Here is a 14,349-nt window from a genome sequence, read left to right on the forward strand (position 1 = left end):
AGTGTTTTTAACACCCAGCTTTCCATAGTAGAAAGTGGTTATTGTGAGGGTAGGGAGAAAACTTATTCTTCAATATAATTTTTCAGTTTTCGTCCTACTTTTGGGTGTTTTAGTTTTTTGATTGCGGAGCTTTCAATCTGTCGAACACGTTCACGTGTAACATTGAGTTCTTTACCAATTTCTTCAAGTGTTCTATCACTTTCATCTTCAAGTAAACCAAAACGCATACGAACGACTGCCTTTTCTCTTTCATTGAGTTGGTCAAGTATCTCGTCAATTTGATTATTAAGGTCATCTTTGAGAATAGCATCGGTTGGGCTGAGCGTATTCTTGTCTTCAATAAAATCACCAAATCTTCCATCATCTTCATCACCTACAGGAGTTTCAAGCGAGACAGGTTCTTTGGTAATCTTGATAACGTTCTTAACCTTATCTATGGAGAGTCCCACCTCTTTAGCAATGGTGTCAAGGTCTGGTTCTCTCCCAGTCTCTTGAAGATATTTACGGATGATTTTATTGATACGGTTAATCGTTTCAATCATATGAATTGGGATACGGATGGTACGTGCTTGGTCAGCAATAGCTCTCGAAATTGCCTGACGTATCCACCATGTGGCATAGGTGGAAAACTTATATCCTTTTTCATACTCAAACTTATCAACCGCTTTCATGAGTCCAATGTTTCCTTCTTGAATGAGGTCAAGGAATGGTAAACCACGGTTGGTATAACGTTTAGCAATGGATACAACAAGTCTCAAGTTTGACTTCGCCATACGGGTCTTAGCTTTTTCAGACTTTGCTTTACCAATATGAATTTGATTGAGAATCTCTTGTAGTTTTTCTTCACTTAAGTCAAAGCCACCCTTGCTTGCTTCACGGGTTTCAAAAAGTTTTTTAATTTCAACATAGGTAGAAACCATGGTGGTCTCTGGTACAGCATCGATAATATCATCTTTTTCCATATGGATAATATTATCAAGAATCTTTTGGTGGTTAGCTTTGAGTATATCATTAAAAAGTGGAAGTTTATACTCTAAACGCTTAAGTTCTCTGTCGAAGCTGTCATCACTCTTGAGTGCTGTTTCCATTGCCTTGACCAACTCGTTGATAAGCTTTGAAGTTGGCCCAAGGTCAAGTAGAGCAGTTTTAAGCTGCCCCTTTTTGAAGGCAATCTTGAGACGCTCATGAATAATTTTGACTGAATCAGTCTCATTTACTAAAAGCTTGTCAAGTCCTTCACGCGCTTTCATCCATCCCTTTTTAGATTTTTCTAAGTGTTTAAAGCTCTCTACAACTTGTTCAATACGTTTATCATCCTTGGGAGTTTCAATTGTATCCTCTTCAGTTTCTGTTTTATCATTGTCTTCACTTTTATCGTCCTCAAAGCTTTTAAAAAGCTCTTTGACGCGCCTTTCTCGGTTAAGTAATGGTTTTTTATAATTGTGAATATAGTCAATAAGATAAGGTACTGAACAGATTGCATCGATAATAATCTCTTCTCCCTCTTCAATTTGCTTGGAGAGCTCTACCTCCTCCTCTTTAGTTAGTAATGGGATTTTCCCCATCTCACGTAAATACATACGTACTGGAGAATCTGAACGACTCCATTCAAGTAACTCTTTTTCTTTATTTAAATCAAATTCATCTTCAATTCCACTATCTAGGGCACGTTTCCGTGCATTTTCTCGGCGCTTAGCCTCTTTTTCTGTGAGATACTTGGCATACTCTGAGGCAGAAATAATCTCTATTTTGGCATCTTCTGCAAGTTTAGCAATTTTTTTTGCTTGTATAGCAGTGGGAGCCTTATTAAACTCTTTAGCAATATTCTCAAAGGTAATTACATCACCTTTCTTTTTAGATTTGAATAACACTTCTATACTTTTCATACTATCTTTAGCAGCCATTAAAATCCTTTTATTATGATGCACGGGGAGAGGTTCTATTTTAAGTTTTATTGAAGGTGGATTATACCGAAATTTTCTTCATTCTGCATATCAAAATTTGTTAATTTCCATTTTTTTGGCTATAATCGCGAATATTTTTAACCGGCTGATTTCAGAATAAAGGATATAGTTTGCAAGGAAAAGTTTGGAAATTTGGCAATAATATTGATACCGATCTAATTATTGCTGCACGTTATCTCAATACATCAGAGCCAAGTGAACTGGCAAAACATGTTATGGAAGATGCAGATCCAAAGTTTGTCTCTAATATGAATGAAGGTGATATTATTGTTGCTGGCGAGAACTTTGGTTGTGGTTCAAGTCGTGAGCATGCCCCTATTGCACTTAAGGCAGCTGGAATTAATGCAATTATTGCACCAACTTTTGCACGTATCTTTTATAGAAATGCATTCAATATGGGGCTACCAATCTTTGAACTTAAAGAGGCTGATGAGATCAATGAAGGCGACACGGTACGTATTGAGATGAATGTAGGCGAGATTATTAATATTACACAAGCAAAGATTTATAAATTTACACCCATTCCAGCATTTATGCAAGAGCTTGTTGATGCAGGTGGTTTGATTCATTTTGCTAAACAAGAGATTGCCAAAGGAGTAATAATATGAAGAGTTATAGAATAGGTGTTATCAAAGGAGATGGTATTGGTCCTGAGATTATTGATGAAGCATTGAAGGTACTTGATGCAGTATCAGTTTCACAGGCTTTTAATCTCAAGTATGAAGAGATGCTACTTGGTGGTGCTGCTATTGATGAGACTGGTATACCGCTTCCCGAAGAAACTATCCAAGGAGTTAAGAAGTGTGATGCTGTACTTTTTGGAGCAATTGGTGGTTCCAAGTGGGACAATCTCGAGCGGCATCTAAGACCTGAAACAGGGCTATTGGGACTTCGTAAAGAGATGGGGACTTTTGCTAATCTTAGACCAGCAATAGTTTATGATGAACTAATCAATGCTTCTAGCCTTAAGCCAGGTGTGATTCGGGGTGTAGATATTATGGTTGTTCGCGAACTGACAGGCGGTATCTACTTTGGTCAGCCCAGAGAACTATATGAAGATAAAGCTTTTAATACAATGGTTTATACCAAGGAAGAGGTTAGACGTATTGCTATGATTGCCTTTGATATCGCAATGAAGCGCAAAAAACGTATTTGTTCTGTAGATAAAGCCAATGTTCTCGAGGTCAGTCAATTCTGGAGAGAGACAGTTGAAGAGGTTGCCAAGGACTATCCAGAAGTAGAGCTGAGCCATATGTATGTTGACAATGCTTCGATGCAACTTATTCGTGATCCCAAACAGTTTGATGTGATTTTAACTGGTAATATTTTTGGCGATATTCTCTCGGATGCTGCTTCGATGCTTTCTGGCTCTATTGGGCTGTTGCCAAGTGCAAGTATAGGAAAAGGTATAGGGCTTTTTGAGCCTATTCATGGTTCTGCACCAGATATTGCAGGGCAAGGTATTGCTAATCCGCTAGCAACTATCTCAAGTGCAAGTATGCTGCTTCGCTATGCACTTGATGAGCAAGAAGCAGCGGACTGTATCGATGAGGCAATTAAAAAAACACTAGCAGAAGGATATAGAACTGGAGATATTGGTGACTATGATGCCAAAGAGATTGTTACCTGCTCAGAGATGGGAGATATCGTTGCCAACTATGCATCGAAATAGAGACTAGCTCTATCAATATATTGATAGAAAGCAGTATAAGAGTTTTGAAAAGAAAGAGGAAGAATGGAAACCAGAGTACGTGTACTCATTGACTGTCATGATGCCAAAGGGTTGGTTTATAAGATATCCAAGGTTTTTTATGACCGTAATTTAAATATTGATTCTAACCGTGAATTTGTTGACCAAGAAAAAAAGAAATTTTTCATGCGTACTGTGGTAAGTGGAATATTTGAGATAGATGAACTCGATGCGGCACTGCGTAAAGTTTCTCCTCATGATGCCCATATACGTGTTATTGCACCTTATGATAAGAAGATTGTATTATTGGCAACTAAGGAGTCCCATGCGCTTGGAGATATCCTTATTCGGCATGCAGCAGGAGAACTAGGAGCGACGATTGAGTGCGTTATTGCTAATCATGAAACCCTGCGTGATCTTGTAGAACGTTTCTGTATTCCTTTTTATCATATTTCTACTGAGGGGCTTGAACGTGAAGCACATGAAGCCAAAGTGATGGAAAAAATAGATGAACATAATTTTGACTACATTGTTCTTGCAAAATATATGCGTATATTGACCCCATCATTTGTTTCTGCCTATCCTGAGCGCATTATTAATATCCACCACTCTTTCCTTCCAGCATTTATTGGTGCAAATCCCTATAAGCAGGCATATGAGAGAGGGGTAAAGATTATTGGTGCGACAGCACATTTTGTTACCAATGATCTTGATGAGGGTCCAATCATTGCACAAGATGTCATCCCTGTTAACCATCGTTTTGGCTGGCATGACATGCAACGTGCAGGGCGTGATGTAGAAAAAATAGTATTGTCACGTGCACTCAATCTTGTATTGCATGATCGTATCTTTATTAATGGTAATAAAACAATCATTTTTTAGTGAGATATGAAAAAATGAGAAATCAAAGAGAAGCTACATACTATTTTATAGAGTTTGTTTATTATTCTTTAGTTGGAAGTATCAATGTTTAATGTAGTATTGGTTAAACCACAGATTCCTCAAAATACTGGCACGATTGGTCGCATTTGCGTTAATCTTGGTGCAACACTACATTTGATTGAGCCACTTGGTTTCGATATAGATGATAAGGCTGTCAAGAGAGCTGGTTTAGACTACTGGAAAGAACTTGATTTAATTGTATGGGAGAGTTTTGATATGTTTCTTAAATCTCATCCTATTGGAAAGAATAGCTATATGGCAACAACCAAGACAGACAACCTCTACTTTTCTACCCCATTTCAAAAAGGAGATTTCATTCTTTTTGGTTCAGAGACTAAAGGAATTGATGAACACATACTTTTGAAGCATCCTCAACAATGCATCACTATTCCTATGGGTTCTAAGGGTCGAAGTCTAAACCTTGGCGTAAGCGTAGGTGTAGTACTTTACGATGCAGTGCGCCAGAACTATAAGGGGTTTGAGAAAATCACTATTCCCAATACCCTAAAGGAGACTTGATGTCATTTGGAGACTATGTCTATATTGTTGTGGCACTACTCTTTTCTTACATGACCCTCACAATTGTACGAAATAATTTTTTATCTAAATTTGACAAAGAGGGAAACCGTAAAGACCTTGAAGAGAATAGGGTGAACAAAGAGAGCTAACCCCCTATTTACCAACATTTCGATAAAATAATCCCCATTATCTCCCAAGAGGATTATCAAAATGACACAACCATTATTGATTGAGGTTGGGGTAGAGGAACTGCCTGCGATCCCATTGCTTAAGATTGTCAAGAATATCGAAGTTTCATGGAAAAAAATACTCGATGAGTATAAGCTTAGTAGCGACTTTAGCTTTGTTTATACTCCAAGAAGATTAGTACTTCAACACAAAGCTATACCCAAAAAACAAAAAGATAGCACTATTGAACTTATGGGACCCCCCATTACTACAGCATTTAGAGATGGAGAGCCAACGCAAGCAGCATTAGGATTTGCAAGAAAATGTGGAGTAGACCTTTCTGTGTTAGGGTATAAAAAAAAAGGAGAAACTGAAGTACTCTATTTCAAAAAAGAGGAAAGAGGTGTAATAACTGAGAATCTGTTGGGCGAAATGGTAACTAAGTGGATTGCTTCAATGTCATTTGGAAAGATGATGCGCTGGGGAGAGAGAAGTGATGAATTTATTCGTCCTATACGTTGGCTTCAGGTACGTCTAGGGGAAACTTCTGTACCTGTAGAACTTTTTGGCATACAGAGTGATACTAAGACATATGTGCACCGCATGATCAACTGTAATGCAGTAGAAATACCAACGATAGATATGTATGGGAGTGTACTTGAAGAAGGTGCAGTAATACTTGAGCCGGAAGTCCGTAAAAAGTTGATACTTGAGCAATTTGGTGTGCTTGAGGAGAAGTATAATATTGTTATTGAAAGAGACAATGCATTACTTGCTGAAATAGTTGCTATTACTGAAAACCCAAAGGCACTTATAGGAAATTTTGATGTTATGTTTCTCGAGCTTCCTCCTGAAGTAATCATCACTTCTATGAAGGAGCATCAGCGTTATTTCCCAGTTTTTGAGAATGGTAATATTTCTAATAAATTTGTCGTGGTTTCCAATGCTTGCACCGATGATTACAGTAAAGTGATTTCGGGAAACGAAAGAGTACTAAGACCACGTCTGGCCGATGGACTCTTTTTCTATCATAATGATCTCAAAAAAGGACTTTCCGTAGAGGGGCTTGAGAAGGTACAGTTTATTGATGGACTAGGAATGCTTACAGACAAAATTAAACGTGAGAAGCATATTGCACTTAGGCTATTGGCACTCTATACGGATAGACTAGAAGCACTTACAGGCAAAGGTGCTATTGAGTTGGAAAAACTTATGGTCAGAGCAGTTGAACTTGCTAAAGCTGATTTGATGAGTGAAATGGTTTATGAGTTTACTGAACTTCAAGGGCTTATGGGTTACTACTATGCCAAAGCCCTTGGTGAAGACCCATTAATCTATAATGCTATCAAAGAACAATATATGCCAGTAGGTGAAGGTGCAGAACTTCCAAGCTCTCTTTTCTCTGCCATTGTGGCGATGAGTATTAAACTTGATACACTACTAGGACTTTTTAGTGTAGGCAAGATTCCTACTGGCTCTAAAGACCCTTTTGCTCTCCGTCGTGCAGTTAATGGGATTATACGTATTGTAATCAATAATGATATCTCCTTTCATATTGACGATATGATTGAGTTACTCAAAGGAGAGTATGCTGAATTTGATACTAAATTGCTCAAAGCTTTTATGATAGAGCGTATCAATAAGTTCCTTGATGTCAATCCTTCCGTTATTGCCGCAGTATTGGCAAGTGGTGAGTGTGATATTAATGAGATTGCCAAGAAGGTTGTTGTGCTCAATGAGATTGTAACAGATGATGCATTTAAAGAGCAATTTAGTACCTTTAAACGTATAGCAAATATCTCCAAAGATGTGAATCTAGAGAGCAACCTTATTGTTGACCCCTCTCTCTTTAAAGAAGATGCGGAGATACGTTTGTATAATGCCTACAATAGAGTGATTGATAGCAACTATTTAGACTACAAAACAAGCCTTGAAGCACTCTTTGGACTCAAAGAAGAGCTTGAGAGCTACTTTAGCAACGTACTTGTTAATACAGAAGAGGAAGAGCTTAAGCAGAATAGATTATATATGATTGCTTTAATTTATAAGTCATTTAGGGATATTGCAGATATTAAGGAGATTGCGGTTTAGTTGTACAAAAAGGGGAGTGTATGCTAAGCTTGAATACACAGCTTAAAAATAATGTCTAAACTATACGATACTATTATTATTGGTGCAGGCATTACAGGGTGTTGTGCAGCATATGCTTTGCAACAAAAAGGACAAAAAGTATTACTAGTAGACCGTAGCAGTATGGCAGCAACAGGTGGTAGTGGAGCAGCAGGAGCATTTGTCTCTCCTAAAATTGGTAAAGGTGGGTCACTACAACAGTTGACCAATGAATCTTTTATCTATGCCAAAGAGTTCTATCAAAAGTATTTTCCAAACTACTTTCATCAAAGTGGTGTGATACGTATCCCTAAAGATGCAGAAGATGCTAAAAAGTTCAAAACCTATGAATATTACAATAATACTAGCTATCGATGGGTAAATTCTTCTAAACTTCATATGCTAGGCATAAAAGAGAAGCATGATGCTTTTTTGTTCGAAGATGCAGGTGTATGTGATGCTCCTGAGCTTTGTAATGCCATTCTTCAGAAAGTACCCTTTAAACAGTTTAAAGTAGAGTATCTTACACACGATAAAATACGATGGCACCTTTTTGATACCAAACATCAAGTACTCAGCGCTACATATATTGTACTCTCCACTGGCTATGAAAATACTCTTTTAGATATGCGTTATATGGATGTACGTGGTACGTGGGGAAGTCGGGGTGATTACTTTTCTAAATTATCACTTAATGTGAGTATGCACAAAAAGATCTCCATTTCTGCCAATATTAATGGAATTATTAAATTGGGGGCAACACATGTTAAAGTTAAAGAACCTTGCATGGTATGTGATGGCAAGCCATTGTATATACTAGAAGAGCAAGCCATGCAAATAGTTGATATATCTGATTTTGTACTTAAGGAGACCTTTTGCGGTATGCGTGCGGGAAGTAGGGATTATTTTCCACTGGTTGGTAAAGTGATTGATGTGCCTCATATGCTTAAACACTATCCTAATATTACTTATGGTGCCAAGCCTCTACTGAAATATTTTAAAAATCTATTTATTCTTAATGGAGTGGGAGGTCGTGGTTTTGTTTTTGCCCCATTGATGGCAAAATGGCTTTCTGAGTTAATTATAGAAGATAAAGAGATAGATAAACGGGTTAATCCAGATAGATTATTTTTAAAATGGGCAAGAAAACTTAAGGGTACTCTCTAGAAATATTTTAAAAATCTATTTCCATAGTTCCCACTCTGGTATTTCTGAAATATGAGGAAAACCATCAAGTATCTCTTGTGGTTGAAATTTGGACTTATAGGAAAAGGCTTTGCAGCCATCTACCCAGTAACCAAGATAGATATAAGGTAGTTCAAGAATTTGTGCCAGTTTGATTTGGTAGAGTAAGGAATAGGTACCAAGCGATAAATGCCCATAGTCAGGGTTATAGTAGAAGTAGATGGCACTAATACCATCATCAAGAATATCGATAAGATCAACACCAATTAGCTTTTCATCAACGATATAAAGTATCTCTTTGCCAAAATCATGTGCGCCATCTACAAAGTTCTCATGGTATTCGCGATGTGAGATATTACGGTGGCTCCAGCCATCTTTTTGATGTTTGTAAGCATGGTATTTGTTGTAGAGGTCAAGGTGCGCTTGTGTTAAAGTTGGTTTTTGAATGATGATTTGTGTCTCTTTATTTTTTCGAATTACTTTGCGCTGTGATTTACTAAATATATAATTAGGTACATCAATTCGGATACTTTTACATGCATCACAACCATTACAGATAGGATGAAAGAAGTATTTTCCAAAACGTCTCCATCCTCTGGCAATGATAGCAGTAGTAAAAGTTTTGGAGGCGTTTTGAATATATTTATAATACATACGTACCAATTGGTTTGGAAGATAGGCACACTCATAGTCAAGCATAGAGAAATCTGTTGATGGTGGGTTGAGTAAGTCCATATGTCGTTCTTCATTCATAATGGCGATTATACTCAAACTATTGTAAAATTTATAGACTTTTTCTTTAAAAAAGGAGAGAAACAATATGACATTTTTTATCCTCATTATTGGTAGTGAGATACTCAACAGACGACGCGCTGATGCACACTTCAATTTTGTGACCAAAACACTTGAATCCAAAGGCCATACTCTCTCTGGTTCCTTTGTTATTGCAGATAATCCAGCATTGATTGTTAATACCATCAAATTCATTGCTTCACATGCCAACCCTATACTCTTTAGTTTTGGTGGCATTGGCTCTACACCCGATGATTATACCAGACGATGTGTTGCTATTGCACTACGAAATGGAAAGATGAGAGTACACAAAGAGGCAAGACGGATTATTAAAGAGACACTAGGAGAGCGTGCCTATCCATATTCCATTAAAATGGCAGAGCTTCCGCAGGGTGCAAAGCTACTTGGCAATCCAGTTAATAATATGCCAGCATTTTATCTTGATGACCGGTACTTCTTTATGCCAGGATTTCCTGAGATGAGCCATCCAATGGTTAACTACATTTTAGAGAATATTTTGCCAGAAGATACACCCACTTATCGCTACACCCTTACTGCACAGTGTAGAGAGAATGAATTTATTGAATTAATGAAGAAGACGCCAGAGGAAGTTGAAGTTTCTTCTCTTCCAAAACTACATGACGGTAAAGGGTGGCAGGTAAGTCTCTCGGTTGCCTCCAAAGACGATATGCTTACTGCAAAAGTCTTCAGCGACTATGTTAATCTTCTTGAAAATAAAAAAATACCTTTTGTTCTCGAAGATGAAGCCTAATGTGTCATACTGTTGTATTGATAAAAACCCTGCCTATCTTTTTTCCCTTTATTTTATGGATCCAAAGTAAAATTTGATGAACTATTTATGGTTTTTATGCTACTATCTCCACACTAAAAATTTTTGAAGATTAATAATCTTCGTCCAAGGAGATACCCTATGGATATTGCTAAAATTGGATCAGGAGAATGTCCAAATGCAGTTAAAGCTATTATAGAAGTGCCGCTTAATTCAAATATCAAATACGAAATAGATAAAGACTCAGGTGCCGTCGAGGTGGATCGGGTGCTTTATTCTGCTATGCACTATCCTGCAAACTATGGATTTGTTGCCAACACACTTTCGGATGATGGTGACCCAGCAGATGTATTGATTCTGTGCGATTATTCACTTCAGGCGGGTAGCTATATTAAATGTAGATTAGTTGGTGTTCTTATGACAGAAGATGAATCAGGTGGAGATGAGAAATTACTTGCTGTTCCAACAGAGAAGATTGATCCAACCTATGCAAAAATACAGGATCTTAACGATGTACCTGAGCATACACTTAACCGTATCAAGAACTTCTTTGAAACTTACAAGATTCTTGAGCCCAATAAGTGGGTGAAGGTTAGTGGATTTAAAGACAAAGCTGCTGCAACTGAAATCTTAGAAAAAGCAATCAAGAATTATAAATAATAGTTTGTTACCAATTATTTTTTTAGAGTTCTATCTCTCGTTTACGATTATTGAGATACCGCTGTATTCCTTCAGAAATTCCTTTGGCAATGAGTTCCTGATATTCAGATGTAAAAAGTCTTGCACGTTCTCTTGGATGAGAGAGGTATCCTACTTCTACAAGAATAGAAGGGCGGCTGGCACCTACTAGTACCCAAAAAGGTGCATGTCTCACACCGCCATCATTGATACCTTTATAGTGTGCCCTAAGATTGGCGAGTATGCGTTGCTGTACATCGATGGCAAGCTTATTACTCTCAATAATTTTTGGACCATTGAGTACCGAATCTATAATTACTCTTTTGCTCAAAGAGGTGCCTGCACCCTTGAGTACTGCTCTGTTTTCACGTGCAGCAATACGTTGAGACTTGGCATCTCTGGTTTTTTGTAAATAAAATGTCTCTATACCGTGTATCTTGTTTCGTTTATTTCTAGGTACAGAGTTGGCATGAATGGAAACAAAAATACGTGCATTCTTTTTATCTGCAATATGTGTACGTTGTCTTAGCTTAAGAAATTTATCTATTCTTCTTGTCATATAAACTCTATAGCCATGCTTCTTAAGCTGTCTCTCTACACGTCTAGCAATTTGAAGTACAAGATCTTTTTCGCGTTTTCCACCACTTACAGCTCCTACATCATGTCCACCATGTCCTGCATCTATGACAATGAGCTCTTTTTTTCCCTTAGTATAAATATATTTGGGTGTATGAATCGTATAGGTCTTTGAAATGGAAGTTCTTTTTTTCTTTTTTTCTTTTTTTCTTTTATGTGTTTTATGTTTCACCCTGAAGGAAGGAAGTGGGATATGGTAGACATTGTATGCAAAAAATGAACGGTATGGCTTGCAGTTATACTTTTTTCCTGTTTCTAATGTGATTCGTACTGTATTTTTCTTATATTGGGAAATACGTATAGAGTAACAGTGTGGACTAATTAGGTTTTTTCCAATATGACTATGTTTAAGTCTTGCATTGGGGATATCAAAGACTTCTCGATATGGATGTTTGAGTGTAAAGTGTCGTATCTTTCCCTTATCATAAGAGCCATTAAAATGGAGCTGAAGCTCCCTTTTTTTTAGCTCTGCTTTTTCCAATATGGCTATAGATGCAAAAGCCCATACTGTACCAAGAAACAAAAAAAATAAGAGGCGTTTCACGCTATTGTTCTTCTCCATTCATTAGTTTTTCCATTAGCGCTTTGACAGTAATAATCTCTTTAAGACGATAGCCATTAGCACCAGTGAAAAAGAGTCCTGTTTCTGCAATACCATCATAGGCATCAGAGAGACGATCAGCAATACAATACCCTACAATTTTTGCTTCTTCTCCACGGTTACAGGGTGAGACACAGTTAGAGATACAGGCAACTTTAGGTGCTGTCCCTTTTTCAATACGGTGATGTAGCTCTGTTTTAACACCTCTTGCAGGATATCCAACAGGAGATTTAAAGAGTTTAATATCCTCTTCCTTTGCATTGATAATAATCTGTTTCATTGTATCAGATGCATCGCACTCTACGGTTCCAATGAAACGAGTACCAAGCTGTACTCCACTTGCACCGAGTTCCATCATGCGTATAATATCATTATGATCCCAAATACCACCCGCTGCAATAATGGGCATATTGCCCCAATTTTTTGCCTCCTCCACTACAGGAGGAAGAATCACCTCAAGTTGGTTCTCAGGCAAAAAGCACTCCTCATACTTAAATCCTTGATGTCCACCACTAAGTGGACCTTCTACAATCACAGCATCAGGAAGTTTGTTGTGGGTTTTTTTCCAACGACGACAGAGAATACGCAATGCCTTTGCAGTGGAAACAATGGGTACCAATGCTACATCAGGGTAGTCTTTGGCTGCATCAGGCATCGTTAACGGTAATCCTGCACCAGTGATAATAATGTTTGCACCTGCCTCACAAGCATCCTTTACCACTCTATCATATTCGCTTTGTACATAGAGTATATTAGCTGCAAGAGGCTTATCGTTACAAATTTTCCGTGCATTTTCAAAGATCTTTTTGAGTGCTTTGAAAGCATAGAAGTTAATTGGATTGAGTGGACGATACTCTTTGCCCACCATCTCTTTGTCATCAAGGTAGCTTCTATTCTTGTATATACCTGTACCTACGGCAGAAATGACTCCCAAGCCACCTTCTTTAGAAACGGTACCCGCAAGTTGATCCCAACTGATACCAACCCCCATACCTCCCTGTATAATTGGGTTTTCAATTATATATTTTCCTATTTTAAATGGCTTGAATGTCATAACCCCACCTTTATTTTTATGAATTTACGTTTTCCTACCTGTAAGATATACTCCCCTTTAGAGAGTTTCATCTGCTGATCATGTATTTTCTGCTGATCAATGCGCACTGCACCCTGTTGGATATCGCGACGTGCCTGAGAGGTTGAAGGTTCAATGCCTGCATCAACCATTGCTTTGCATATCCAAATATCTGCTTCTACAGTTACCTCAGGTATATTATCGGGGAGCTTATTGGCTTTAAATATCTGTTCGAACGCTACTTTAGCAGTCTGTGCTACTTCTTTATTGTAAAACCTTTCTACTAGCTCCAATGCAAGATTTTCTTTAACTGTTTTAGGATGTAGCATATTTGTAGAAACATCTTCTTTTATCTGTATAATTTCCTTGAGAGGTTTTTCACTAAGTAGCTCATAGTAGCGCCACATTAATTCGTCAGAAATAGAGAGTATCTTAGCATAAATATCATTGGGTGTCTCAGTAATGCCAATATAATTGTTTAAAGACTTACTCATTTTCTGTACTCCATCAAGTCCTTCAAGAATTGGCATCATTAAGACTGCTTGCTCTTTACCTACATTATAAGTACGTTGTAGATGTCTGCCCATGAGTAGATTGAATTTTTGATCAGTTCCACCTATTTCAATATCAGACTTAAGTTCTACTGAGTCATACCCTTGAAGTAGAGGATAGATAAATTCAGAGATAGAGATACTCTGTCCTGACTTGTATCGTTTTTCAAAATCATCACGCTCAAGCATGCGTGCAACATTAAATGTTGTAGTCAATGTCACCATACCTGAAGCACCAAGTGCTTCAAGCCATTTTGAATTAAAAACAATATCAGTCTTACTTTTATCAACAATATTGAATACCTGATTAGTATAGGTTTTAGCATTTTTAAGGATAGTCTCCCTATCAAGCACATTGCGTGTCATACTTTTGCCTGTTGGGTCGCCAATAGTTGCAGTAAAGTCACCAATAAGAAGTTGTATGTGTCCACCATGGTTTTGAAAAATACGTAATTTTTGAAGTAGTACAGTATGCCCTAGATGCAAATCAGTACCTGTAGGATCAAACCCTGCTTTCACGGTATAGGTTTCTCCTGTTTCATAAAATCTCTTTATTAGTACTTCAATGCGTTCCATGTCGATAATCTCGGCAGTTCCTCTGCATATCTCTTCTAGCGCTTGTTTGACTAGCATGCTTTTTTATCCTTTATTT

General features: G+C 37.6%; 14 protein-coding genes. 9 read left to right on the forward strand and 5 right to left on the reverse strand.

Annotation, left to right across the window (positions count from 1 at the left end; genetic code table 11):
• Positions 1 to 62 precede the first annotated feature (62 nt).
• On the reverse strand, positions 63 to 1,904 hold the full coding sequence (gene rpoD / locus LGB01_04630; GenBank protein ID MCB4753484.1) for an RNA polymerase sigma factor RpoD: 1,842 nt from the start codon (positions 1,902 to 1,904) through the stop codon (positions 63 to 65).
• Positions 1,905 to 2,074: 170 nt separating this feature from the next.
• On the opposite strand from rpoD, the gene LGB01_04635 reads away from it, so the two are divergent.
• The 7 genes from LGB01_04635 (at position 2,075) to LGB01_04665 (ending at position 8,559) form a co-directional block, all read left to right on the forward strand.
• Complete coding sequence (locus tag LGB01_04635; protein MCB4753485.1) at positions 2,075 to 2,572, forward strand: 3-isopropylmalate dehydratase small subunit; 498 nt, start codon at positions 2,075 to 2,077, stop codon at positions 2,570 to 2,572.
• Complete coding sequence (gene leuB, locus LGB01_04640) at positions 2,569 to 3,636, forward strand: 3-isopropylmalate dehydrogenase (protein MCB4753486.1); 1,068 nt, start codon at positions 2,569 to 2,571, stop codon at positions 3,634 to 3,636. Before LGB01_04635 ends, leuB begins: the two co-directional genes overlap by 4 nt.
• A 63-nt stretch (positions 3,637 to 3,699) precedes the next feature.
• The gene (purU, locus tag LGB01_04645; protein ID MCB4753487.1) at positions 3,700 to 4,536 is read left to right on the forward strand and encodes a formyltetrahydrofolate deformylase; all 837 of its coding nucleotides are present in this window, start codon (positions 3,700 to 3,702) and stop codon (positions 4,534 to 4,536) included.
• An 84-nt stretch (positions 4,537 to 4,620) separates the two neighbouring features.
• Positions 4,621 to 5,115: a tRNA (cytidine(34)-2'-O)-methyltransferase gene (locus LGB01_04650; GenBank protein MCB4753488.1), complete on the forward strand. Its 495-nt coding sequence runs from the start codon at positions 4,621 to 4,623 to the stop codon at positions 5,113 to 5,115.
• Positions 5,115 to 5,264 (forward strand): hypothetical protein, encoded by a 150-nt coding sequence (locus LGB01_04655; GenBank protein ID MCB4753489.1) that lies wholly within the window; start codon positions 5,115 to 5,117, stop codon positions 5,262 to 5,264. The genes LGB01_04650 and LGB01_04655 overlap by 1 nt, the downstream gene beginning before the upstream one ends.
• Positions 5,265 to 5,325: 61 nt before the next feature.
• Positions 5,326 to 7,374 carry a glycine--tRNA ligase subunit beta gene (gene glyS, locus LGB01_04660; protein MCB4753490.1) on the forward strand — a complete coding sequence of 683 codons (2,049 nt, stop codon included), beginning with the start codon at positions 5,326 to 5,328 and terminating at the stop codon, positions 7,372 to 7,374.
• A gap of 51 nt (positions 7,375 to 7,425) precedes the next feature.
• The gene (locus tag LGB01_04665) at positions 7,426 to 8,559 is read left to right on the forward strand and encodes an FAD-binding oxidoreductase (GenBank protein ID MCB4753491.1); all 1,134 of its coding nucleotides are present in this window, start codon (positions 7,426 to 7,428) and stop codon (positions 8,557 to 8,559) included.
• 15 nt (positions 8,560 to 8,574) lie between these two features.
• Here the strand turns inward: LGB01_04665 and LGB01_04670 are convergent, their stop codons facing one another.
• Positions 8,575 to 9,312: an arginyltransferase gene (locus LGB01_04670; protein ID MCB4753492.1), complete on the reverse strand. Its 738-nt coding sequence runs from the start codon at positions 9,310 to 9,312 to the stop codon at positions 8,575 to 8,577.
• Between the two features lie 85 nt (positions 9,313 to 9,397).
• Here LGB01_04670 and LGB01_04675 point away from each other — a divergent pair, with 85 nt between their 5' ends.
• The gene (locus LGB01_04675) at positions 9,398 to 10,141 is read left to right on the forward strand and encodes a competence/damage-inducible protein A (protein MCB4753493.1); all 744 of its coding nucleotides are present in this window, start codon (positions 9,398 to 9,400) and stop codon (positions 10,139 to 10,141) included.
• Positions 10,142 to 10,300: 159 nt separating this feature from the next.
• Positions 10,301 to 10,819, forward strand: a complete 519-nt coding sequence (ppa, locus tag LGB01_04680) for an inorganic diphosphatase (protein MCB4753494.1) — start codon at positions 10,301 to 10,303, stop codon at positions 10,817 to 10,819.
• A gap of 22 nt (positions 10,820 to 10,841) precedes the next feature.
• Here the strand turns inward: ppa and LGB01_04685 are convergent, their stop codons facing one another.
• From LGB01_04685 to tyrS, 3 genes are read right to left on the reverse strand one after another with little or no spacing between them, the layout of a single operon-like run.
• A complete protein-coding gene (locus LGB01_04685; protein MCB4753495.1) occupies positions 10,842 to 12,017 on the reverse strand; it encodes an N-acetylmuramoyl-L-alanine amidase in 1,176 nt (391 codons plus the stop codon).
• Between the two features lies 1 nt (position 12,018).
• Positions 12,019 to 13,128 carry a nitronate monooxygenase gene (locus LGB01_04690; GenBank protein ID MCB4753496.1) on the reverse strand — a complete coding sequence of 370 codons (1,110 nt, stop codon included), beginning with the start codon at positions 13,126 to 13,128 and terminating at the stop codon, positions 12,019 to 12,021.
• Complete coding sequence (gene tyrS, locus LGB01_04695; GenBank protein MCB4753497.1) at positions 13,125 to 14,330, reverse strand: tyrosine--tRNA ligase; 1,206 nt, start codon at positions 14,328 to 14,330, stop codon at positions 13,125 to 13,127. The genes LGB01_04690 and tyrS overlap by 4 nt, the downstream gene beginning before the upstream one ends.
• Positions 14,331 to 14,349: the final 19 nt, after the last annotated feature.

The organism is Sulfurovum sp., assembly GCA_020525365.1.
Lineage (GTDB): Bacteria > Campylobacterota > Campylobacteria > Campylobacterales > Sulfurovaceae > Sulfurovum.